We start from the raw sequence: 21,197 nt of genomic DNA, 5'->3' as shown, positions 1-21,197 counted from the left end.
GTCAAAAACGGTTGACTGTCTGGCTTTCGTGACGAAATTCAGGGCGTTCCCTCGCGAAGTACGGATCGGTACCGTTCTCCCGCCTCGTCCTCTGCCTCGAGTGCGTCCCGAATCGTTGGCGAAATCCACGCTCCCTCGTTCGCCCCCTCGGCGAGCACGCCGTCGAATTCCGCCGTCCGAAGTTCCGGCTCGAGGAACCGCTCGTACACCGGGAGCCGCTCGCGGAGCGGAACGTCGGCTTCCGAGGCAATCTCCTCGAGTTCGCGCAGGGCGGGCCAGGCGTAGTCGGGGTTGATGTGATCGTCCGTGATCGGCGACACGCCGCCCAGGTCGTCGATGCCACAATCGACGAGGTCGCGCGCCGGTGCGAGGTTCGGCGGAACTTGCACGGAGATTTCCTCGGGTAACGCGACCCGCGCCATCGCCGTCACCCGGCGCATCGTCTCGAGATCCGGCGTGTTGCCGGACCAGCGTTCGTTGGTGGACACCGGCTGGACGATCACCTCCTGAATGTGATCGTACCGCTCGTGCATCTCACGGATTGCGAGCAGGCTTTCGGCTCGGTCTTCCCACGATTCGCCGATTCCGACGAGAATTCCCGTCGTGAACGCCATGTCGAGTTCGCCCGCCGTTCTGATCGTTTGCAGGCGCTGGCCGGGATTCTTCCGGCGTGGCCCCGCGTGGGCGTCGACCGCCGCTGTCGTCTCGAGCATCACGCCCATACTCGCGTTCACGTCCGCGACCGCTTCCATCTGCTCGCGCGTCTGGTCGCCCGGATTCGAGTGGGGAAGCAGTCCCTCCTCGAGGGCGACCTCGCAGGCCTCTCGCAGGTACGTGTGAATCGAGTCGTGGCCCCACTCTGCGAGCTGGTCGTGAATCTCGGTGTAGCGTTCGTCGGGGTCGTCCCCAAACGTGAACAGCGCCTCCGTACAGCCGGCGTCTGCGCCGGTTCGACAGATGTCACGGACCTCCTCGAGCGTGAGAAGCGAGGCGTTCCCGGGGCCGTCGAAGTAGGTACAGTACGTACAGGTGTATCGACATGCCGTCGTTAACGGGATAAACACGTTCCGAGCGAAGCTGAGTTCCGGCGCTGGCTCGACGTCTTCGGCGGTCACAGCACACAGTCGATCGATCGCATCGTCGTCGATCGACAGCGAAATTCCATAGTCGCTCGCGCCGGGGATCATCCTACGTTCGACTGTCTTCGCTCGGCACATAAGGGCTTCACTTCGAGGCAATTCGTCGTGTGCGCCTCGTCGTTCGTGGAATCGCTTTATCGGAGTTCGGCGGAGCGAACGACCTCGAGGCGTCCCTCTCGAGAATCGAGTTCGAAGCCGAACTCGCGGAGGCACTCGGGCGTGTTTCCCGTTCCGTGAACGAGTACTTCCACCAGATCCGCCGGTTCGTCGATATCTGTGCCCAGCCGGAACGAGTCCACCGTCTCGAGAGTAGCATCGACTTCCTCGGCAATCTGGCGGTGATCGAGGTAGGATCCGCCGTGGTAGTCGACCCGAAACTCTGGGTGACGGACCACCAGCGCGTTTGTTCCGACGCCTCGGCCCGGTGCGATCACGACATCCGTTTCGGGTGCAAAGAGTTTCTCGAGCGCGTCGGGTGTCGTCAGCGCCAGATCGGCCATGACGATGGCGATTGCTTCTGGCGTTCCCGATTCGGTCGACGCTGTGCGAATTCTCGATCCCAGCGCGGCGTTGACCGCCTCCGTCAACGGTCGCTCGTCGACGGTCACCGGCGCGTCGATCTCGAGCGGTTCCGTCGAGAGTATCGTCGGCTCGTGGCCCGTCCCTCGAATCGAATCGAGCACGTCCTCGAGCATGACTCGAGCGAGTGTCGAGCGTTCCGCTGGGGATAACACCGGCTCGAGGCGCGTTTTCGGCGCGTCCGGAGCATACGGAACGACGACGTGCATCTGTCGATTTTTCGTCGCACGCGCTCAAAAATACGTCGAACCCACTGGAATCCGATTTTAATTAGCACCGACGCGATCACCCTCGATCACGTCGTAGAAAAGCGCAGTAGTCGGCCGAACGGGCACCGTCCCCCCGGGCGGCACCCGCCGAGAGCTGCTGGCGAGGGGGTTCCGCGCCAACTCGCTGTTTCTGGCGTCCCGCCGCAATCGTGCGGCGAGTCGCCTAGAACAGCGGCTCGAGTTCGTCCTCGTCGTCTTCGACGAGTTCCTCGAGGTTCTCTTCGCTTTCCTCCTGAATGTCGTCCATGTTGTCCTGTGCCTCGATGGCGACCTGCTGGAGGCGCTTGATTCGGGGCACGTTCGTGACGCCCGAGAGCAAGATCGCCGCCGAGACTTCTGGTTCGTTTCGCGGGAAGTCACCGCCGCGAACCTCCATGCTGCCGGTCTCCTCCTCGAGCCACTTCCGGCCGCGTTCGATGCCTTTCCGGTTCAGATACTCCGAGGGTCCGGAGAGAACCAGCAGCGCGCGCTCGGTGCCTTCGATCTCACAGGGTAGCGTGAGTCGACCGAGCGCCGCTTTTCGAACGAGACTCGTGATTCGGTTCGTGGTGTTTGCGGCGTCGAGGCCGTCACCGCCGCCATCGCCGCCGGTGAACCGCGAGAGCAGGCCGCCGCTCGTGTTGAGCTCGACCTCCTCCGAGGCGTAGCCGACCGTCGAGACGCCGCCGCCGGAGAGCGTGTTAATGATCTCCGAGGAGTCGACGACGCTCTCTGCGACCTCCTGTCCGTCGCCGACCTCGCCGGCCCCAAAGAGGACGCCGAACCGTCTGACGATCTCTTCGTTGATCTGGTCGTATCCGCCTTCGACCGATTCGCCGGTCTGTCGCCACGAGTCGTTGTCGAAGACCAGCAAGTTATCGACTTCGCGGACGAACGTCTGGAACGACCGTGCGGCGTTAAGGGTGTAGATACCCCCTTCGTCCGTTCCCGGAAGCACACCAAGTCCGTAGACCGGAATGGTGTAGATCCGTTTGAGGTGTTTCGCCAGGACTGGGGCACCGCCGGAACCGGTTCCGCCGCCCATTCCCGAGACGACCAAGAACGCATCGACCTCATGGGTCGGAATTGCATCGATCGCGTTCTGGACCTCGTCGATGTCTTCCTCGGCGATTTCCGCGCCGAGCTCGTTGTCTGCACCCACGCCGTGGCCCTTTACTCGGGCCTGGCCGATGAGTACTCGATTCTCCTCTGGTATTCGGTCCAATCCGATGAGATCCGCTTTCGCGGAGTTAACAGCGATCGCCGCACGGACGATTCCGCTGTTGGTTTGATCGTCGTATTCGAGGAATCGATCGACGATCTTGCCACCGGCCTGTCCGAATCCGATCATCGCCAGCTTCATAATTGATTAGGGGGCTCCGTGAATTGAAATCAGAGCAATCAGGGATATAAAGCTTGTGTTGGTGTGAGTTTCACGGATTCAAACTATTCGACAAAAACGCAAGACGGGAGCAGGGTTCAAGGGAGTTATTGCAAAGATAAAACAGTTTCATCGGCCCTGAGATTGAATATTTATATTAATCTTTGGGCGGCATGGTGTGTTAACAAACACCATGATTTTCGGGCCAACGGACTACAACCGCAGTTACGAAACCGACGCAGTTCGCTCCGGATCTCTCGCGTTCACGCCGAGATAATCCGGAAGAGTCCTGAGTTCGGCTTCGTTGACTCCGAACGCCGAAATGTTGTTCTCCGAGACGGTGTTGTCTATTTCGAGCGCTCGAGCCTGATCCGGTCCGAAGGGGACGAACGGAACGGGGCCGACCGCGGAGAGTCCGACGTTCGCAAGCGCCGTCGGGATCGGGAGGACCGCGACGGATCTGCCGTCTGCTTCGTAGGCGAGTTTCGTCACCTCCGCTAAGGTGTACACATCGGGGCCACCGATCTCGTAGGTCTGGCCAACGTGTTCACCGTCTTCGACGGCATCGGCCAGCATCGGAACGAGATCCTCGACCCAGATCGGCTGGAACGGCGTTTTCCCGCCGCCCGGCAGTCCGGTCACGTACGGCGTCGTCAGCGTCTTCGTGAACTCGACGAACTCCGCTCCGTCGCCGAAGACGACCGAGGGCCGGAAGATTGTCCACTCGAGTGTCGAATCCCGGATGACCTCCTCGGCACGCCCTTTCGTCCGGAGGTAGGCTGTTTCGGCGTGAGGATGGGCGTCGAGCGCGCTCATCTGGACGAAACGGTCGGTGTCGCCCTCCTCTGCGGCGCGAACGAGGTTTTTCGTTCCCTCGAGATGGACCTCCTCGTGGCTCGTATCACCGTTGGGCTGGAACAGCGGCGAGAGCGCGACGAGGTTGATCACTGCGTCGTGTTCGGCGACGGTATCCGCGATCGAGTCGTACGCGCTGACGTCGCCCATCGCGACGTCGACCCCTGCGGGGAGCGAGCCGTCGTCCGGACGCCGCGACAGTGCGGTCACGTCGTGGCCGCGACTCGCGAGTTCTTCGCACAGATTCGTCCCGATGAACCCGGTTCCGCCGGTGACGAGGACGTTCATAGGCAATATGTGGGCTCGAATAAATAAAAGTCGGTCGCCTACACAGGTTTCCCTCGACTGTGCTTGAGGGTGCGTTCTCGACCGTACTCGAAGAGCGTGCGGCCGCGACCGTCTCGGAGGATTATTGTATTCACCGCCGCGAACTCCGGACATGCTCGTCACGCTCGAGGGATTGGACGGAAGCGGGAAATCGACAGTCTGGGAGGCCCTCCACGACGTATATCCCGACGCGACGTTCACCACCGAGCCCACGTCCGGTCCGACGGGGTCGTGGTACGGCGAGGCCGTTTATCGCTCGATCGAGGACGAGGACGCGGATTCGATCGCCGAACTGTTTCTTTACACCGCAGACCACGCGGATCATCTCTCGCGGATCATCGAACCGGCCCTTGAATCGGGCGATCTCGTGATCTCCGATCGCTATTCGGACTCTCGATACGCCTACCAGGGGGCGACCCTCGAGGGAGAGATCACTCGCCCCCTCGAGTACGTCGTCGGCATCCACCGCGCGTTTTCGATCGACCCCGACCTGACGATCTATCTGGATCTCGATCCCGAAACCGCCGCGGCTCGCGCCGGGTCGACGAACAAGTTCGAACACGCCGAGTATCTCGAGTCAGTCCAAGAGAATTACGAACGACTTATCGACCAAAATCCGAATCGATTCGTCCGAATCGATGCGTCGCAGTCACCGGAAGCGGTTCTCGAACAGGTCGAGAACGTTCTCCAGAACGCGCTCGGAGGGTAACTCGAGGAACAAGCGGTCAGTGTGTTGTGGCCGGGAGCTGCGAGGTCCACAGGACCTCGAAGCGGAGTGGCGAAGCCGCAAAGCACGCCTCAAGCACTCGAGAGGCGTCTGAGTCACCGACAGCGCACACTCTGACAAGCCCTGCTTCACTTCGTTCAGCAGGACTACGGAAGAGCACGCTCTTCCGAGCTATGAGGGACCAGTGGTCCCTCGAGCAGTCGGCCGGCACGCCGCCCGACGACCTCGCGAACGCGACGCGTTCGCTCAGCGGGGAAGGGCAGGCGGCTCAACCATATTGTGCCGCGAGGTCGATCCGCGACCGAGCGGGCCGACGACCGACCGAGAGCAAACGCAGTGAACGGCGGGGAGAGGAGTGTCTTCGTGACCGAGAGCGAACGAAGGCTCGGAAGTCACAGCCCGTGAACGGAGTGAACTGGAACGTCTTCCGGTGCTTTTCATCAACGTTTTGCCGAGGGCGCGGCTTGCCGTGCCCGCAGAGCAAAAGTTTGGTGTCAAATTTCGCTCATTAGTCCATCCCGATGTACGTCTTCGTATCGGCCACGCCCTCGAGGCCCTGCACGTCCGAGGAGGCCGTCTGTAACACGTCGTAGACTTCGGGGACGTCGACTTCGGCGATGATGTCGTAGGTGCCGGCGACGATGTGGGCCTCCGCGACCTGCTCGAGCCCCCGAATCTCCTCGAGCAGGTGCTCGGATTTCCCGGCGGCCGTCTTCACCATGATGAAGGCGTGAACCATTGCTCGAGGTGTGGTACTCTCTGGCACGACTAAAGCCTTTGCCCGAATCGAACGCCCCCGGGAGGACGAATTGTCCTCTGTCAGTCCGCTGACAACGGCGTGAGTCAGGTCGTCGGAAACGCGAGCAATCGCCCGCTCGATGTCGTGATTTCGTAACGAAGCGCCCGCTCGGGAAATGACGGTCCGGGGGGAGACGGACGATTCTCGCTCGAGTTTCTCCACTACCTCCGTATCCTCCCGACCCTGTTCGTTGGGCGTTCAACAGGCTTTATGAGCCGAACACGGCGAAATGGGACAGCGTTCCAGACACTCCGAGTGATTCGCTAACGCAGGGCAAACTTATTCACGGGGGCGAGCGTACCCCAGTCCATGCGGTTCGTAATAATCGGGGCTGGACGGGTCGGCTTGCGCACCGCCCGCGTCCTGGGCGAGGAAGGCCACGAGGTGACGTTGATCGAACGAGACGAGGCCACGGCCAATCGAGCCCGCAATCAGGGATTTACCGTCATCGACGGCGACGGCTCCCAAGAGGCGCTTCTTGAGGAGGCGGGCGTCGAGGACGCCGACGCCGTCGGTGCGCTGACCGGCGACCTGAACGTCAACTTCTCGGCGTGTCTGATCGCCGACCACTACGGTTGTCGCACAATCTTGCGCATCGACGAGGAGTACCGCGAGCGGATCTATCGGAAGTACGCCGACGTCGTCGACGAGGTGATCTACCCCGAACGCCTCGGCGCGATGGGCGCGAAAAACGCCCTGCTGGGCGGCACGATTCGGGCCATCGCCGACATCGCACAGCACCTGCAGGTCGTCGAGTTGACGATCACCGAGGAGGCTCCGATCAACGGCTACACGATCAGCGAATTGCAACTACCCGCGGATTCGACCGTTCTCGCGTTCGGCAAGACCGACGGTGACCTCGAGATCCCGACGGCCGACGAATCGCTCGAGGTGGGTGATCGGCTGGTCGTACTCGCGGATTTCGCGGTGCTGAGCGACGTTCGCCAGATCGTTGTCGGCAAGACTCGAGGCCGGGCGGAGGCAGAGCAGGGGGCGGATATCGAGAGTGGAACGACGACCGAAGACACGGAGGCGAACACTGGAGGTGCCAACTGATGGTTACAGCATTCATTATGGTCAAGGCGAATACGGGCGAGGCGGATCGACTGCGGGACAACATCGAAACGATCGAGGGCGTCAAATCAGCCCACATCGTCGCCGGCGACGTCGATATCATCGCGAAAGCCAGGGTCGAGACGCCCGCGGCGGTCAAGGAGATCGCGGCGAACCAAATACAGGGAATCAGCGGCGTTGAGGATACGCAGACGTACATTGCGATGGACTAAAAACGAAGTTTCATACCAAACTTTTAGGCTGTCGTTCGAGAGAGCAAAGCTCTCTCGTGATCAAGCGAACCGAAGGGTTCGCCGACCTCGCGGGATCTTCGATCCCGCTTAGTGACGAAAGACGCCGAGGCGTCTTTCGAACCACGCTCTGGCACGCTGGCGGCGACGCCGACAGCGTGCCGTCGTTCGGTAAACCAGTAGTTAGTAATCCGGTTTCTTTATTCAAAGTATCCCGTAAAACTCGCGTTCAGCACGTGTGAGAGCATTACCAGCAGAGCTATCGGCCTATCTACTGACTGTCAAGAGTCGCGTGCTGAATAGAGAGAATAGCTGTAGCAAACTGATTAGTTTGTTCCAGAGAGTCTGCACTGAATCAGCTGATCAGTATATGTGCGAACTTAGCGCTGATTCATTTATCAGGGTGTTGATAGAGTCGTGTTGAATAGAAGACGCAAATGTAGCACGAACTATAGGGAATTATCGTGGAGTGTTGAGTGTTCAGTGCAGGCACTGTCTGGCGGCTCAGATATCGTAGCCTCTAAGCTACGGCACATACCCACAAGATGAATAGTCTGGTGTGTGATATGACGTCGCAATATGACGAACAGGAGGACTACGAGACCGCTACAAATACTTGACTGGAGAAGGCGGATCGTCAGTTTCACCTGGCAACCTGATATTGATGCGCCACTCATAACCGATCTGTTCCCGAATGTAAACAGATGTTTATATGACGTATTCTGGAAGTCATCTGAAGAAGATATTTTATATAGTATAATGTCTTCTTACATATGATTCGTAATGGTCGTGCCATCTATATTGAGAGTCAAATTGTGGTTGCAAAAGTGGCTTCTACCAGCCAGAAAAACTATCGGCCAGAACACAAAGTTAGTCCTTAGACACGTAGATGTCTTGTTTAGGGTATATTCCGAGTTGGTCGATAAGCGGTCCTACAGTGGAAAACAGAAATAATATTCGTTTTCCAGAACGTTCTCCGTGCCTCTTTGTCGTCTCAAACTGTTTTCCTGCGATATGTTATATGGCCATATTAGCTGACTGTAGACACCTTCGGTAGTAGATAATCTTTAACTCGGAACCAGTGCGTCGGGTTCGATATCAGTTGCGGATGGTAATTGAAACACACTTCTCTATTTAATAACAGGGTCAATACCCACTGTGGTGGGCAGGATCGACCGGCAATACGCATGCATAGGTCGGCTGCCCGGATGTACCAAATGACAGAACCTGATCCGGCCTCGGAAGGGGCCCGAGACTCGCGACGAGGAATACTGCGAACAGCGATGCTGGGCGGCGCTACGTTGATTGGATTCAGTGGCGTTGTATCCGCAGACAGTAAAAAAGACAAAAAGCACAAAGACAAGAAGAAGCGACCGCCGGGCCATACCGATAAAAAGAAAGGAAAGCGAGGAGAGCGCAAGCCCGGAAAACGCAAAGGCAGGAAGAAGCGACCGCCGGGTCATACCGATAAAAAGAAAGGAAAGCGAGGAGAGCGCAATCCCGGAAAACGCAAAGGCAGGAAGAAGCGACCGCCGGGCCATACCGATAAAAAGAAAGGAAAGCGAGGAGAGCGCAATCCCGGAAAACGCAAGAAATAGCCACTACGAATTTCCCTTCTGGACTTTTTTGGATAGAGAATAGACTGATTGATCGTTGTTCGGTATTCTATCGCGTCCATGCACCCAAATATGCGCGTTCTATCCACTATACTGAGCGATCACTACCTCCACAAATCGAGCCGAATCTCGTACAACATTCGCGCTCTGTATTCAGCACTCTTCTGTGAACATCACTTGTATTTGATAGATATTCTGCCGCTCGATAAGTACGTGTAGTGACCGAACTGTCCGATTCCGTTTCTGGTGTAATTCTGAATAGAGAAACCGCGCTACTATCGACTGAAACCCTCAGAAGAGCGTGCTCTTCCGTAGTCCTGCTGAACGAAGTAAAGCAGGGCTTGTCAGCGTGTGCCCTGACAGTGAGTCGTGCGACTCTCGAGTTCCTCGAGTCGCACTCCCGGCCACAGCTTTTCGATGTCTTCCTCTTCGCTGATTTCGCTGATCTACATCGGCATGCCGCCACTCTCTCCGTTCCCGTCCGCTGCCTGTTGTCCTTGACTCTGGGCGTTCTCGAGCAACGCCGCTGCCTCTCCCTCGTACTCGTAGCCGGGGACGATCCCCTGGGCGTAGGTTCCCTCGACGTACTCGATTAGCGTTTTCGCGTCTTCGACGCCCTCACCGGCGTCCCAGGCGACGTACTCGAGAATCACGCGGACCTCGTCCGAACCGCGCTCGAGCGTGGGCGCTTCGTGGGTGCTCGTATGGGCGAGCGAGAAGGTATCCTCGAGTCGACGCTCGAGGGTTTCGAACCAGCCGTCTTCGACGATCTGATCGACCGAAGGGCCGGCGTCGTCGTTCGTCGCGGCTGAGAGCGTGGGAACGGAGATTGTGACGTGGAACTTCCCGTCGCGCTTTCCTTGGCCCTCGTCGGCCGTGACGATCGTCTCGAAGACGGTCGTTTCGAGTTGGTGTCCGTCCCCATCGTCTCGGGGCGTAAACGCGTCGTGAGACTCGAGTTCGCGCTCGACGGCGGGCGGTTGGTCGGTCATTATCCCGACGAACGGGCGTGGCGAAAAAGGGTGTTACGCTGTGGTAGGGATTTGGGAGCTATCCGTACACGACTGTCTCCCTATCCTGACTGTTTCGGACCGTTTCGAACCGTTTCCCCTGAGAAACCCGCCCCTTCTCGAGGCGAACGCGATCCATAACTACAACCGTTGTTGTCGTTTGTCGGCGGCATGAGTATGGATAGATACGAAGCAGAACGTCGTCGATTCGCCAGATTGCTCGGTCTCGACGCCGAGATTGGTTCCGGACTGCCGATCGGCTCGAGAGCCGAAACCGAGGCGAAGGATGTCGATACCCCTGTTTCAAAACCGGGACGGAACGCCGATTGAACTAGGAGAGCGCTCGCTCCTCGAGGTACGTTCCGAGTGCGGTCGCGACTTCTTCGAAGTCCTTGACCGTGAGGCCGTCCGTGGTGGCGAGGAACCCCTCCCGGTCGTTGGTCACGCGGATGAGAAAGCCGTTGTCGAAGACGCGAATCGTGTAGTTGTAATCGCCGAGTTCTGACCCCTCGTAGGCAGTTTGGGCGGTCTTGAAGCCCCGCCACTCGTGGCCGATGAACGTCGAGAGATCTGCGTCGCGCTCGAGGTCCTCACGAAGGTACAGTTGCTCGAAGTCGTCTTTCGTGAAGTAGGTGACCGAGCGCAAGCTATCGCCGATGGCTGTCCGGGCAGTCGTTACGATCTGGTTCGACGTGTCGGACGTGAGTAGCCCTGTGGCCATACCAGAGGGGTAGTTCTCCGTGACCTTAATGACGGTGGCTTTCCGTGAGCGTCGGGACGGCCGTCCCCTGTCACCGAACGGATCGAGCGAAAGAGGTTAGACCTGGTCGATCGCCTGCTCGAGATCCGCGATCACGTCTTCGACGTCTTCGATCCCGACCGAGATCCGAACGAGGTCGTCCGTGGTTCCGCTCGCCAGCTTCTCCTCCTCGGAGAGTTGCTGGTGGGTCGTACTCGCCGGGTGGATGATCAGCGTCTTCGCGTCGCCGACGTTGGCCAGCAGGCTCGCGAGATCGACCTCGTTGCAGACGGTCTCGGCCGCCTCGTAGCCATCCTCGAGGCCGAAGGTGATCATTCCCCCATAGCCCCCATCGAGGTACTTGCTGGCGTTTTCGTGCGTCTCGTGGCTCTCGAGTCCCGGGTAGTTGACCCACGAAATTTTCTCGTGGCCCTCGAGATACTCGGCGACGACCTGGGCGTTCTCGGAGTGTTTCTCCATCCGAAGCGGCAAGGACTCGAGCTTTTGGAGGGTGACCCAGGCGTCGAACGGCGACTGCTGGTTGCCCAAATCCCGCAGGCCGCGCGTTCGAGCCGCGATTGCGAACGCTTGCTCGCCGAACGTCTCGTGGAAGTTGATCCCGTGGTAGGCCGGATTCGGTTCCGTAAGCTCCGGGTAGTCGCCCTCGTCCCAGGGGAAACTGCCGCCGTCGACGAGCACGCCGCCGACGGTCGAGCCGGCTCCGGTGAGCCACTTCGTCGTCGAGTTCCAGACGAGATCCGCGCCGTGTTCGAGGGGTCGACAGAGATGCGGCGTCGCGAACGTGTTGTCGACGAACAGCGGCACGTCGTTCTCGTGGGCGATTTCCGCGACGCGTTCGATATCGGGCGTCACGAGCGCCGGATTGCCGATCGTCTCGAGGTGGACGAAGGCGGTGTCGTCATCGATCGCTTCCTCGTAGGCCTCGTAATCGAGCGTGTCGACGAACTTCGTCTCGATGCCGCGCTTTGCGACGGTGTGCGTGAGATACGTGTAGGTGCCGCCGTACAGCGCCGATGCGGAGACGATGTTGTCGCCGACCTCGGCGAGGATAAAGGTCGCCAGATCGAACGATGCCATCCCCGAGGCCGTCGCGAGCGCTCCGACGCCGCCCTCGAGGGTCGCGATGCGCTCTTCTAACATCGCGTTCGTCGGGTTCATGATCCGCGAGTAGATGTTGCCGAACTCCTCTAAGCCGAACAAGTTCGCGGCGTGTTCGGTGTCGTCGAAGACGTAGGAGGTCGTCTGATAGATCGGCGGTGCCCTAGCTCCAGTCGTTGGGTCTGGCTCCTGGCCCGCGTGAACGCTGTTCGTCGCAAACCGGTGGTCGTTGGTATCTTCACCCATATCGACTCGTTCTCACAGCAGAAAGGAAAACGTTGCCGTCCATTTTGCGAGTTGGAAGACCCTGGAGCACGATGAACCTAGTTACAAGCCGACACCGGCCATCCGTCCCGGAGTGATTGTTCTCGTCTCGCCGACCACAGTGGTAATCCGTGACGTCAATTAGTCCCCGATTACAGTCCGAGACCCGAAAGCGCGAAAATAGCGGCGAGCGGGTCTCTCATCAGTACCAAGAGGACTCCCGCCGCGACGACGACGGTCGTCCAGACGATCATGATGTACGTTGTTTCACGGGTAAATGCCTCATCTTCTTCCGCCATCATCGAATCCTGATTGCTCATACGAAGCGATTTAGACGCTGCTACTATAATATTACGTGTGATTCGTATCCCTTGATAGATGTTTCCACGCATCATTCCATCCCGGAACGAGTCGATCGGAGCGATTTTCATCGCTCGGTGCCAGCCACTCGAGCATGGAAACGACCCGCCACTTCACGGTGACCACCTACGTGGTCAACGACGGTGCGACCGCGCTCCACCAGCACGAACGGATCGGGAAACGAATCCCGCCCGGCGGACATATCGACCGCGACGAACTACCCCACGAGGCCGCGATTCGAGAGTGTATAGAGGAGACCGGTCTCGAGCCGTCTATTTGCCGTGAGCAGGAGTCACTCGAGGGAGGTTCCGGTCGGTGCCTCCCCCAGCCTCGCCGTCAAATGCTCTACGACGTCAACGTCCACGACGGCACCGTCGGCCACCAGCACATCGACCACATCTTTTTTGCCAGTGTCTCGAGTCGAGAGATCGACCCGGGCCCCGACGAAGCCGATGTCGACGCCTGGGACTGGTACACGCGCGAAGAACTTCGGAAAAGGGATCTCGAGCAAGACGTGATCGAACTCGGTTGTGCGGCGATCGGCGCGGTAGATACGTCGCGCGAATCGACCTCGAGTTGACTCGACCCGGCGCTAAATCGACCCTGGGCAGACTCGATCCGGCGCTAAATCGACCCTGGGCAGACTCGATCCGGCGCTAAATCGACCCTGGGCAGACTCGATCCGGCGGGAACTCGTTGGTTCGACTCGACCGAAAAAACAGCGATCGCCGCTACTCCAGCAGATTCGCGCCTGTCATCTCCGGCGGCTGATCAATGCCGATCAGCTCGAGCATCGTTGGGGCGATGTCCGCGAGGGTGCCGCCCTCGCGAACCGTCCGTCCGTCGTCGCTTCCGTCGGGGCCGACGTAAACGAAGGGCACGAGATTGTAGGTGTGTGCCGTGTGCGGTCGTTCTTCGGTTCCCATATCGTCGGCGTTGCCGTGATCGGCGGTAATGAGAACGTGTGCGCCCTGGTCCTCGAGCGCCTCGACGAGCCGACCCAGTTCGGTGTCGACGGCTTCGACGGCTTCGACGGCGGCGCGGTAGTCGCCAGTGTGGCCGACCATGTCGGGATTGGCGTAGTTGAGCACGAGCACGTCGGGATCCTCGCTCTGGATCGTCTCGATCGCCGTATCGGTCACTTCCGGCGCGCTCATCGACGGTTGCAGGTCGTACGTCGGAACGTCCGGACTCTCGACGATCTCTCGGTGCTCGCCGTCGAACTCGACCTCGCGGCCGCCGTTTAAGAAGTAGGTGACGTGGGCGTACTTTTCGGATTCGGCCATTCGAAGCTGTGTTTTGTCCGCGTCGGCGAGCACCTCTCCGAGCACCTGTTCGGGCTGGTTCGGCGGGAAGGCGATCGGCTGGTCGAACGTCTCGTCGTACTCGGTCATCGTGACCAGTTCGATTTCCGGTGGGTTCGTTTCGAACTCCCACTCGGGTCGAACGTCGGCAAGCATTCGAGTGAGCTGTCGAGCGCGGTCGGATCGGAAGTTGAACCAGACGACCGAATCGCCGTCCTCGAGCGCCGGCTCGCCGGAAATCAGCGTCGGCTCGACGAACTCATCGGTTTCCCCGCGCTCGTAGGACGCTTCGACGGCCTCGACCGCCGAGTCGCCCTCGTAGTCGGCTTCTCGAGAAGCGATCGCGTCGTAGGCGCGTTTCGTTCGCTCCCAGTTCTGGTCTCGGTCCATCGCGTAGTATCGACCGGTGACCGTCGCCACATCACCAGTTCCGTGGGTATCGATCACGTCCTTGAGCGCCGCGAGGTACCCTTTCCCACCGGTCGGGGAGGTGTCACGGCCGTCCGTAATCGCGTGGGTAACCGCCTCGACGTCCCGATCCGCGGCGAGTTCGATCAACGAGTGGAGGTGCTCCTGATCGGAGTGAACCCCGCCGTCGCTGACGAGTCCGAGAAAGTGTACGCGTCCGTCATTATCGTGAGCGTGATCGAAGGCCGCATTGATCGCGTCGTTCTCGCGGAACGAGCCGTCGTCGATGGCGTCTGATATCCGGGTGTACTCCTGGTAGACGACCCGTCCCGCGCCGATATTCAAGTGGCCGACCTCGCTGTTTCCCATCTGGCCGTCCGGCAAGCCGACGCGCCGTCCGGCGACCTCGAGGCTGCCCGCCGCTCCCGTTCTCGAGAGCCGATCGAACACGGGGGTGTGGGCTGCCTCGACTGCGTTTCTTCCGCCGTCGTCATCACCGAGTCCCCAGCCGTCGAGGACGATCAGTGCCGCGTTCATGTGCGAGTGGAACGGGTCCCGCCGTATCTAGCTGTCGTTCACTGCGAAGATGGCGGAAAAATCGTCGATACGCTAAATGTGTCACCCCTCTTTTATTCGTGTTCGTACCTCGCTCCGCAGTCGCCACAGACGGTCCCCCGCCCGGGCTTGCTCCGCTGGGCGAACACCGCCCCGCAGTCGTCACAGATCATGAAGAGTCGATGCTCCGGCGGGACGCCCGCCTCGAACTCCATGTGGACCCACGCGTCGGGGTTTTCCTCGTCGCGGATCGTTACTCCGTTTTCGGATTGATGCCAGTTGATCGCCGGTGACTCCGGTTTGACGCTCCGAATTCCTCGCTTGGACATCGGGTATCAGAGTTATCCACGGCAAGTCATATACGTTTTCTGATAATAATTTACCCGGTCTCGAGTGAACCGCTCGAGCACCCCGGAGGTTCTCGCGGTTCGAACCGATCGCGGGATTTTTGCGGGTGGGGTCGGTGGGGTCGGTCATGACGCTCGATCCGGTTCACTTCGACGGTATCGCGCGGCTCGCGCGGCGGATCGACCACGGTGCCGACGAGCGGGACCACCGGGAGTTCGCCGAGACCGTCTGGGACTCGTTTCTGGACCCATTGAACGCCGACGGACGGACGATCCTCGAGCCGATCGACGAGGTTCGAAAGCAACTCGTCGACTGCGAGGACGTGGCGCTCCGCGATCGTCCGTTTCCGACCCAGCACGGTCTCGACGCGGGGACGATCAACCCGACGACGTTCAAAAACGGGCTCGTCATCGACATCGCACAGGCCGCGATGAGCGCGACCCCGAGCGATCTCGATCTGCACCGCTCTCGGACCGTCGTCGCGACGGTTCACTCCAACGACGAGACCGCTCGAGTCGACGATCGGTGGGACAAGTTCGACGGCGGGTACAGCCGCTCGCGCGCGGTGAAGGTGCCGCCGCTTCCCCGATTTGCAGAGGGTGTCGTTCACGCGCTCGCACTGTATCTCGCCGAGAGCGAGCACGCCCGCGAACACGCCCCGACGGTCTCCGATCTGCTCGTCCTCGACGGGCCGCTGTACCCCCGCGGACTGCTTCGCTGGGCCGACCAGCACCCCGACCTCGCGGACTTCCTGCTCGAGGATCCCCGACCGACGACGGTGCTCGAGAACTACGTTCGACTGGTCGAGACCTTCTTCGAGCGCGAGGTTCCGCTGATGGGATTCGTCAAGAACCCCGCGACGCGCGTGATAACGCGGACGCTCAAGCGGAAGAAACGAAAAGAAGGAGACGTCGGACTCGACGTTCCCTGGGCCGACGACTCCGCGATGTTCACTCGAATTCTCGAACGCGGAGAGTACGTCGACGACGTCGAGGGTGATCGCTGGGAGCGAGACACCTCCTCGTTGACCTACACCAACTGGTTCCGTTCTCGAGGGGGTGTCGATCGTCCGCTCTCAGTCGACGGTGACGCACTCGGCGTCGAACGGAACCTGTCACACGAGAACTACGAGGTCACGTTCTTCGTCCTCTACGACCCTCGAGACGATCTTCTCTACCGAATCGAAGCACCGTACGCGTTCACCCGTGATCCGGAGATTCGAGAACGGCTGACGATGCAAGTCCTCCAGGACGTGGCCATCGCCCACGGACCGCCGACGATCATCGACAAGGCGGACGAACTTGCCCGGATCAGCAATACGGAAAAACGGTCACTTCGGGAGAGTCTGGAGGACAGTTTCGAGACGACACAGGATCGGACGTACGACGATCACCGGTGGGGAGAAGACCTGGTTTGACAACTTTTCTCTCCGACAACGTTTGCATATATGCATCAATATAACTTATTAGAGTAGACTTATTCGGATAGTAGAAACCTATTAGTTGGTGCTTTCGCAGTGTGTGACTATGACCAAACAGTCATCGGACGGTAATAGTCACGACAAACGAGCGGATTTCATCCAGACCGAGAATGTCACCGCTAGCACTCGCCGTCGGTTCCTCGGCGCGACCGCAGGAACCTCTCTCGCTAGTCTGGTTCCCATTAGCGCGAGCACGACCGTCGGAGCCGAAGAAGACGACGAAACGGTAACGATCGTCCACGACACGCACTTTCACGGCCGGTTTCAGGACGCCGAGGAGGGCGAACTGAACATCGCGCGCTACTATACCGTCGTCCAGGACGTGCTCGAGGACGAAGACAACGCGCTGTTTTTGGGGAACGGCGACGACTTCGCGCCGTCGATGCTCGGCCTCGAGTACGAGGGCAAACACATGGTCGAGGCGCTCAATTACATGGACATCGATGCGGATGGCGTCGGGAATCACGAGTACGATTTCGGTGCGGACGTGGCGACCGAACGATTCGAGGAGAGCGAGTTCCCGTGGGTCGTCGCGAACTTGCTCGACGACGAGGGCGAGGCCGTCCCGGGAACCGAACGCTGGATCACGATAGAGGAGGGCGACCTGACGATCGGCGTCTTCGGACTCGTCTCGGAGACGTTCCACTCGCTGACCGATTATCCCGAGGAGTGGGAAGTGCTGGGCTATGTCGAGGGATCGCAGGAAGCGGTCGACGCGCTTCGTGACGAGGGCGCAGACATCGTCGTTCTCGCGTCGCACGTCTCGACGGGCGTCCACTACACGCTCGCTTCCGAAGTCGACGGTCTCGACGCGATCGTCGGCTCACATTCGGGCGTCGTCCTCGAGGAGCCCGCCATCGAAGACGGGACGATAATCAGCGAGTTCGGCGACGAGTTCGACCACGTTGGCTCGATCACGCTCGACGCCGACGGCGACCTCGTCAACTGGCAACGAACCGATTTGCTTCCCGAGGGTGTCGATCCCACACCCGAAGTCGACGAGTACGACGAGATCAGCGCTCGTAACCTCGCAGATATCGAGGAAGACGAGTACCTCGCCGACCTGACCGAGGAGTGGACCGAGGAACTCGAGGACGAACTCGGCCAGACGGCCTTCGAGAGCGAGGTCGAACTCAACGCGACGTTCGACAACTACGCGATCGAGACCAACTGGGGGAACCTGATGACCGACGCGATGCGAACCGTCGGCGAAACCGACGACATCGAGGTCGATATCGCCGCCCAGAACGGCGGCGGGATCCGCGGCGACTCGACGTACGGCCCCGGCGAAATCCCGGGAACGGCCGTCATGGACACGCTTCCGTTCCCCAACACGATCGAAGTCCTCGAGGTAACCGGCCAGCAGGTTGTCGACTACCTCGAGGAGGAGATCCGGCCGTTGCCGGACCAGGATTTCGGTGCACAACCCGCAATCCAGGTGTCGGGCGTCTCCTACGAGTGGTCCGGACACGAAGACGACGTCTGGGTGGACAACGTTTTCGTCGGCGGCGAACCCGTCGACAGCGACGAGACGTACTATCTCGCGCACAACGACTACACGGTCGGCAACTCGCCGACCCTCTCGGAAGCCGAGGTCGTCCTCGAGACCGGCCAGTTCCAGGGCCCGCACGTGTTAGAGGAACTCGAGTCCGAGGACGAGCCGGTCGCCCCCGAGCGGGAAAATCGGATGATCCGCGTCGACGAGGCGGTCGATTCCGCCGCAGTCGAGGAGGCCGGAGATGGCGACGAAAGCGACGAGATCACCCTCACCGTAGACGTACCCGATGGCGCGGACGAGGTCGTCGAGGATTCGTTCCGCGTCGCGATTCGGACGGGTGCGGACGTCGACGCCGAATCGGCAGACAGCGACGGGGAGACGGTCGACGTAACTTTCGACGAAGCCGCGCTGGTCGACCTGATCGAGGATGTCGACGAACCGGTCGCCCGACTGTTCGGAAGCTACGAGCCGGATCAGGACTCGTGGGACTACGAGTTCGACGTGCCGGCCTCGGACGGGTACGATAACTTCAAACTGAAATCGGACGTGAGCGCGTCGGCGGTGCTCGGTGAAGAACCAGACAACGGCGACGGAGACGACGAGTCCGGATCGGACGAGGACGAAACCCCAGGCTTCGGCCCGGCGGCGGCACTCGCCGGCGGTGCTGGCGGCGCGTACCTCTACGCTCGAAACCGATCGACCGGCGACGGTGAATCCGGTGGCGAACGCGGACTCGACGGCGAAGCCAACAAGACGACTGACGCGTAACAATTGGTGCGACCGGTCGACTGAATCGGGCGACTACCGATACCGCCGGCGACAAGCAAACGAACTCGCGGACCCAACGAATGCACATCCCCCGATAGGACATGGTAGACGAACTCACGTTTCTTGATACGAAATGGTAGCTGAATCTGAACACACCCGAGTCGAACGCGCCGTTGGTGCCCTGGTGGCGTTGCTCGTCATCCTCGCCGTGGCGGGAGTCGCCGTCGGCGCGGTTGCTGGGGCGGATCAACTCGCGGTCATCACGCCCTCACCGCACAGCGTCGACGCCGAATCCGGCGAGGAGTTTACCGTCGATATCACCATGGTGACCGACGGCGGTCACGGCGGCGAGGGCGTCGAATCCGTCGATCTGGTCGCCCAGTACCACCCGGAGTACCTCGAGATTACAGCCATCGAACCGGGGCCGTGGCTCGAGCAGGACGAGGAGACCGAGGTTCACGAGGAAGAAATCCTGGCCCACTCGGATGGAACGGCCATCCTCGAACAGTGGCGCGAGCCCGTCGAGGGCGGAGCGACCGGTAACGAGAGGCTCGCGACGGTTACAGTCGAGGTCGCCGACGACGCACCGCCCGGAGCGGCGAACATTAATTTCGAAGAAACGAGCGTGAACCTCGAGCGGTCCTACCCGATGCCGATTCACGATCAAAACGTTTCCGTGACGATCGATGACGAAGACGAGCCCGTCGAGTCGTTCGATCATCCGGAGCCAGATCTCGACGAACTCGAGGGTCACCAAAACGGGGAGCAAGACGAGTCCGGTGAGGACGGGACCGACGCGGCCGAGGACTCGGATAACGCCGATGATTCCGTTCCTGGGTTCGACGGAATTACGCTGATTGCGACCGCAATCGGTAGTCTCGTCGCCGTGTTCCTGTGGGGCCGAGACTGCGAGTAAACGACCGCGGGCGCGGTGGCTCGCGGCTTTTATTGTTTCCTCAAATTTAGTTGTGAAGCACTCCCTGTTCCGCAATGGAGCGGGATGAGGTTGGACGGTTTATATCCACTGCACCACAGGAGGTGGTGTTGTGACGTCCCGACCCGACCCGGCGCACCCGCAGTTGAGGCGGGGTTTTGCGAGGCCGGTAGTTATCCGCGCTGCTATGACTGTCATCGCCACCCTCCATTTTTGCAATCCATCGAACCGCAGCATTCACGCTAGCGTTCCGGTCACTATGGTCTTGTGCGAGATCACACGCATCATTCTGGCACGTGAACCAACCGCGATTCCGGATTCCTTTGTCACCACAACACGCACATCGCTGTGAGTTATACTCCGATTCGACATGCTGAACTGGTGTCCTATGTCGGTGGGTTTTGTAGGTGACTGGCCGTTCAAACTCGTAAAACGGCAGTTTGTGCAACCGGCGGTTCATATATGAACCGTAGTCCATGTCGTTGCGAATGCCTTCCAGCGATTCGAACACGACAACTGGGTTTGGGAACCATTCTACGTAGTATTCGATGACTTTGCTGAGTCGGTGGAGCGTCCACCCAGTGTAGTTCTCCACCTAATTCCCGATTCGGTGAACCTCACTGTGTTTGTCGTCTTGGATAATTCGTCTTTGGTATCGCTGTTAGACCACTTCTCGAGTGCGCTTTCGTAGACGTCGTAGGCATCGCACGCTTTCCACACGACCGCCTGAGCGTTGTTCTTAATGAATTCGTTTCCGGTCAGTGTGACTCGCTTCGCAATCTCGGTCTTACTGTAACCGAGTTCCCGCATTGCCCACGTATGATTAGCGATGGATTGAGCGTCGAACCGGGCTTGTTTCAGACGCCAACGCTCTCCGCTTTCGATGTGTAGGCGAAAGCGTAGCGTTTCAACAAGCTCATTCATCGGACACGTAACTTATCGCGCTATACTGGCTTAAAACTACGAATCAGTCCCACGTGACTTATCCAGTAGGTGCGACGGCATTCACCCCCGGGCACGGTGGCCGGGGTACTCTGCCTGTTTTCATTATAGAACGGGAGAGAAGGATCAGACTTCGGTTTCGGGCTCGCTCTTTTCGACCTCGAGTTCGACGTCGCTCGCCGTGACACCGATACGGGCAAACTGGGTTCTGACGTGTTCTTTGGCCGCCTCGACGGCCTGGTCTCGAGTGTCGAACCCGCGAGGCATTGGCGACTCGAAGGCGACGTTGACCTCTCGGTCGTTGATGAGCTGAGTCGTTCCGCCGCTGTCGACCTCGTAGAATTCGTCACAGACCCACACGTACGCGGCGTCTTCGTTCGGGGCACCGCGGAACGACGGTGCCTGTTCGCCGCGCTCGTAGAGCGTTCCCGTCAGTTCGGTACCGCCTGCGCGACCGCGTACCATCAACATGAACCATTCTACGGCACGAAGG

Annotated in this window: 22 protein-coding genes; 9 read left to right on the top strand and 13 right to left on the bottom strand. The window is 59.9% G+C overall.

The genetic code is table 11. The features are described 5' to 3' along the window. Positions 1 to 38: 38 nt before the first annotated feature. The 4 genes from cofG to QNM96_RS04120 all read right to left on the bottom strand — a co-directional run bounded on the left by cofG (position 39) and on the right by QNM96_RS04120 (position 4,490). Positions 39 to 1,187, bottom strand: a complete 1,149-nt coding sequence (cofG, locus tag QNM96_RS04135) for a 7,8-didemethyl-8-hydroxy-5-deazariboflavin synthase subunit CofG (RefSeq protein WP_283834744.1) — start codon at positions 1,185 to 1,187, stop codon at positions 39 to 41. A gap of 86 nt (positions 1,188 to 1,273) precedes the next feature. Continuing rightward, complete coding sequence (gene cofC / locus QNM96_RS04130; RefSeq protein WP_283834743.1) at positions 1,274 to 1,927, bottom strand: 2-phospho-L-lactate guanylyltransferase; 654 nt, start codon at positions 1,925 to 1,927, stop codon at positions 1,274 to 1,276. A gap of 223 nt (positions 1,928 to 2,150) precedes the next feature. After that, on the bottom strand, positions 2,151 to 3,329 hold the full coding sequence (locus QNM96_RS04125) for a tubulin/FtsZ family protein (RefSeq protein WP_283834742.1): 1,179 nt from the start codon (positions 3,327 to 3,329) through the stop codon (positions 2,151 to 2,153). A gap of 243 nt (positions 3,330 to 3,572) precedes the next feature. Continuing rightward, positions 3,573 to 4,490 (bottom strand): complex I NDUFA9 subunit family protein, encoded by a 918-nt coding sequence (locus QNM96_RS04120; RefSeq protein ID WP_283834741.1) that lies wholly within the window; start codon positions 4,488 to 4,490, stop codon positions 3,573 to 3,575. A 151-nt stretch (positions 4,491 to 4,641) separates the two neighbouring features. Here QNM96_RS04120 and tmk point away from each other — a divergent pair, with 151 nt between their 5' ends. Continuing rightward, positions 4,642 to 5,238, top strand: a complete 597-nt coding sequence (gene tmk, locus QNM96_RS04115; RefSeq protein ID WP_283834740.1) for a dTMP kinase — start codon at positions 4,642 to 4,644, stop codon at positions 5,236 to 5,238. Positions 5,239 to 5,764: 526 nt separating this feature from the next. Here tmk and QNM96_RS04110 read toward each other — a convergent pair. Then, positions 5,765 to 5,995 (bottom strand): Lrp/AsnC ligand binding domain-containing protein, encoded by a 231-nt coding sequence (locus QNM96_RS04110; RefSeq protein ID WP_283834739.1) that lies wholly within the window; start codon positions 5,993 to 5,995, stop codon positions 5,765 to 5,767. A gap of 369 nt (positions 5,996 to 6,364) precedes the next feature. Between QNM96_RS04110 and QNM96_RS04105 the strand changes: the two genes are divergently transcribed. The 3 genes from QNM96_RS04105 to QNM96_RS04095 all read left to right on the top strand — a co-directional run bounded on the left by QNM96_RS04105 (position 6,365) and on the right by QNM96_RS04095 (position 9,000). Further along, positions 6,365 to 7,111: a TrkA family potassium uptake protein gene (locus tag QNM96_RS04105; protein ID WP_283834738.1), complete on the top strand. Its 747-nt coding sequence runs from the start codon at positions 6,365 to 6,367 to the stop codon at positions 7,109 to 7,111. Further along, the gene (locus tag QNM96_RS04100; RefSeq protein ID WP_283834737.1) at positions 7,111 to 7,341 is read left to right on the top strand and encodes an Lrp/AsnC ligand binding domain-containing protein; all 231 of its coding nucleotides are present in this window, start codon (positions 7,111 to 7,113) and stop codon (positions 7,339 to 7,341) included. Before QNM96_RS04105 ends, QNM96_RS04100 begins: the two co-directional genes overlap by 1 nt. 1,332 nt (positions 7,342 to 8,673) lie before the next feature. Then, entirely contained in the window at positions 8,674 to 9,000 is a 327-nt protein-coding gene (locus QNM96_RS04095; protein WP_283834736.1) for a hypothetical protein, read from the top strand. Between the two features lie 421 nt (positions 9,001 to 9,421). On the opposite strand, the gene QNM96_RS04090 is transcribed toward QNM96_RS04095, so the two are convergent. Then, positions 9,422 to 9,967: a DUF5813 family protein gene (locus tag QNM96_RS04090; RefSeq protein ID WP_283834735.1), complete on the bottom strand. Its 546-nt coding sequence runs from the start codon at positions 9,965 to 9,967 to the stop codon at positions 9,422 to 9,424. 189 nt (positions 9,968 to 10,156) lie between these two features. Between QNM96_RS04090 and QNM96_RS04085 the strand changes: the two genes are divergently transcribed. Further along, the gene (locus QNM96_RS04085; RefSeq protein WP_283834734.1) at positions 10,157 to 10,315 is read left to right on the top strand and encodes a hypothetical protein; all 159 of its coding nucleotides are present in this window, start codon (positions 10,157 to 10,159) and stop codon (positions 10,313 to 10,315) included. Position 10,316: 1 nt separating this feature from the next. On the opposite strand, the gene QNM96_RS04080 is transcribed toward QNM96_RS04085, so the two are convergent. The 3 genes from QNM96_RS04080 to QNM96_RS04070 form a co-directional block, all read right to left on the bottom strand. After that, positions 10,317 to 10,706, bottom strand: coding sequence for a hypothetical protein (locus tag QNM96_RS04080; protein WP_283834733.1), 390 nt, complete (start codon positions 10,704 to 10,706; stop codon positions 10,317 to 10,319). Between the two features lie 96 nt (positions 10,707 to 10,802). After that, entirely contained in the window at positions 10,803 to 12,089 is a 1,287-nt protein-coding gene (locus tag QNM96_RS04075) for an O-acetylhomoserine aminocarboxypropyltransferase/cysteine synthase (protein WP_283834732.1), read from the bottom strand. Positions 12,090 to 12,259: 170 nt separating this feature from the next. Next, complete coding sequence (locus tag QNM96_RS04070) at positions 12,260 to 12,427, bottom strand: hypothetical protein (RefSeq protein ID WP_283834731.1); 168 nt, start codon at positions 12,425 to 12,427, stop codon at positions 12,260 to 12,262. Positions 12,428 to 12,561: 134 nt separating this feature from the next. Here QNM96_RS04070 and QNM96_RS04065 point away from each other — a divergent pair, with 134 nt between their 5' ends. Next, positions 12,562 to 13,047, top strand: coding sequence for an NUDIX domain-containing protein (locus tag QNM96_RS04065; protein ID WP_283834730.1), 486 nt, complete (start codon positions 12,562 to 12,564; stop codon positions 13,045 to 13,047). A gap of 151 nt (positions 13,048 to 13,198) precedes the next feature. On the opposite strand, the gene gpmI is transcribed toward QNM96_RS04065, so the two are convergent. Next, positions 13,199 to 14,716, bottom strand: a complete 1,518-nt coding sequence (gene gpmI / locus QNM96_RS04060; protein ID WP_283834729.1) for a 2,3-bisphosphoglycerate-independent phosphoglycerate mutase — start codon at positions 14,714 to 14,716, stop codon at positions 13,199 to 13,201. Between the two features lie 92 nt (positions 14,717 to 14,808). Then, positions 14,809 to 15,063 carry a hypothetical protein gene (locus tag QNM96_RS04055; RefSeq protein ID WP_283834728.1) on the bottom strand — a complete coding sequence of 85 codons (255 nt, stop codon included), beginning with the start codon at positions 15,061 to 15,063 and terminating at the stop codon, positions 14,809 to 14,811. Between the two features lie 146 nt (positions 15,064 to 15,209). Between QNM96_RS04055 and QNM96_RS04050 the strand changes: the two genes are divergently transcribed. From QNM96_RS04050 to QNM96_RS04040, 3 genes are all read left to right on the top strand, one after another. Next, positions 15,210 to 16,499, top strand: a complete 1,290-nt coding sequence (locus tag QNM96_RS04050) for a DNA double-strand break repair nuclease NurA (RefSeq protein ID WP_283834727.1) — start codon at positions 15,210 to 15,212, stop codon at positions 16,497 to 16,499. 109 nt (positions 16,500 to 16,608) lie between these two features. Further along, positions 16,609 to 18,828: a 5'-nucleotidase C-terminal domain-containing protein gene (locus tag QNM96_RS04045; protein WP_283834726.1), complete on the top strand. Its 2,220-nt coding sequence runs from the start codon at positions 16,609 to 16,611 to the stop codon at positions 18,826 to 18,828. Positions 18,829 to 18,961: 133 nt separating this feature from the next. Further along, positions 18,962 to 19,744 (top strand): cohesin domain-containing protein, encoded by a 783-nt coding sequence (locus tag QNM96_RS04040; RefSeq protein ID WP_283834725.1) that lies wholly within the window; start codon positions 18,962 to 18,964, stop codon positions 19,742 to 19,744. Positions 19,745 to 19,790: 46 nt separating this feature from the next. Here the strand turns inward: QNM96_RS04040 and QNM96_RS04035 are convergent, their stop codons facing one another. Both QNM96_RS04035 and QNM96_RS04030 read right to left on the bottom strand, forming a co-directional pair. Further along, a complete protein-coding gene (locus tag QNM96_RS04035) occupies positions 19,791 to 20,273 on the bottom strand; it encodes a zinc ribbon domain-containing protein (protein WP_283834983.1) in 483 nt (160 codons plus the stop codon). 557 nt (positions 20,274 to 20,830) lie between these two features. After that, positions 20,831 to 21,175 (bottom strand): hypothetical protein, encoded by a 345-nt coding sequence (locus tag QNM96_RS04030; RefSeq protein WP_283834724.1) that lies wholly within the window; start codon positions 21,173 to 21,175, stop codon positions 20,831 to 20,833. Positions 21,176 to 21,197 lie beyond the last annotated feature (22 nt).

This window comes from Halostagnicola sp. A-GB9-2 (assembly GCF_030068615.1).
In the GTDB taxonomy this organism is placed as follows: domain Archaea; phylum Halobacteriota; class Halobacteria; order Halobacteriales; family Natrialbaceae; genus Halostagnicola.
This window is presented reverse-complemented; position numbering and strand designations above follow the sequence as displayed.

Bases quoted from the DNA above. Each gene is read 5' to 3' on its own strand.
- cofG (WP_283834744.1), bottom strand. From the start codon at position 1,187: ATGATCCCCGGCGCGAGCGACTATGGAATTTCGCTGTCGATCGACGAC.
- cofC (WP_283834743.1), bottom strand. From the start codon at position 1,927: ATGCACGTCGTCGTTCCGTATGCTCCGGACGCGCCGAAAACGCGCCTC.
- QNM96_RS04125 (WP_283834742.1), bottom strand. From the start codon at position 3,329: ATGAAGCTGGCGATGATCGGATTCGGACAGGCCGGTGGCAAGATCGTC.
- QNM96_RS04120 (WP_283834741.1), bottom strand. From the start codon at position 4,490: ATGAACGTCCTCGTCACCGGCGGAACCGGGTTCATCGGGACGAATCTG.
- tmk (WP_283834740.1), top strand. From the start codon at position 4,642: ATGCTCGTCACGCTCGAGGGATTGGACGGAAGCGGGAAATCGACAGTC.
- QNM96_RS04110 (WP_283834739.1), bottom strand. From the start codon at position 5,995: ATGGTTCACGCCTTCATCATGGTGAAGACGGCCGCCGGGAAATCCGAG.
- QNM96_RS04105 (WP_283834738.1), top strand. From the start codon at position 6,365: ATGCGGTTCGTAATAATCGGGGCTGGACGGGTCGGCTTGCGCACCGCC.
- QNM96_RS04100 (WP_283834737.1), top strand. From the start codon at position 7,111: ATGGTTACAGCATTCATTATGGTCAAGGCGAATACGGGCGAGGCGGAT.
- QNM96_RS04090 (WP_283834735.1), bottom strand. From the start codon at position 9,967: ATGACCGACCAACCGCCCGCCGTCGAGCGCGAACTCGAGTCTCACGAC.
- QNM96_RS04085 (WP_283834734.1), top strand. From the start codon at position 10,157: ATGAGTATGGATAGATACGAAGCAGAACGTCGTCGATTCGCCAGATTG.
- QNM96_RS04080 (WP_283834733.1), bottom strand. From the start codon at position 10,706: ATGGCCACAGGGCTACTCACGTCCGACACGTCGAACCAGATCGTAACG.
- QNM96_RS04075 (WP_283834732.1), bottom strand. From the start codon at position 12,089: ATGGGTGAAGATACCAACGACCACCGGTTTGCGACGAACAGCGTTCAC.
- QNM96_RS04070 (WP_283834731.1), bottom strand. From the start codon at position 12,427: ATGAGCAATCAGGATTCGATGATGGCGGAAGAAGATGAGGCATTTACC.
- QNM96_RS04065 (WP_283834730.1), top strand. From the start codon at position 12,562: ATGGAAACGACCCGCCACTTCACGGTGACCACCTACGTGGTCAACGAC.
- gpmI (WP_283834729.1), bottom strand. From the start codon at position 14,716: ATGAACGCGGCACTGATCGTCCTCGACGGCTGGGGACTCGGTGATGAC.
- QNM96_RS04055 (WP_283834728.1), bottom strand. From the start codon at position 15,063: ATGTCCAAGCGAGGAATTCGGAGCGTCAAACCGGAGTCACCGGCGATC.
- QNM96_RS04050 (WP_283834727.1), top strand. From the start codon at position 15,210: ATGACGCTCGATCCGGTTCACTTCGACGGTATCGCGCGGCTCGCGCGG.
- QNM96_RS04045 (WP_283834726.1), top strand. From the start codon at position 16,609: ATGACCAAACAGTCATCGGACGGTAATAGTCACGACAAACGAGCGGAT.
- QNM96_RS04040 (WP_283834725.1), top strand. From the start codon at position 18,962: ATGGTAGCTGAATCTGAACACACCCGAGTCGAACGCGCCGTTGGTGCC.
- QNM96_RS04030 (WP_283834724.1), bottom strand. From the start codon at position 21,175: ATGTTGATGGTACGCGGTCGCGCAGGCGGTACCGAACTGACGGGAACG.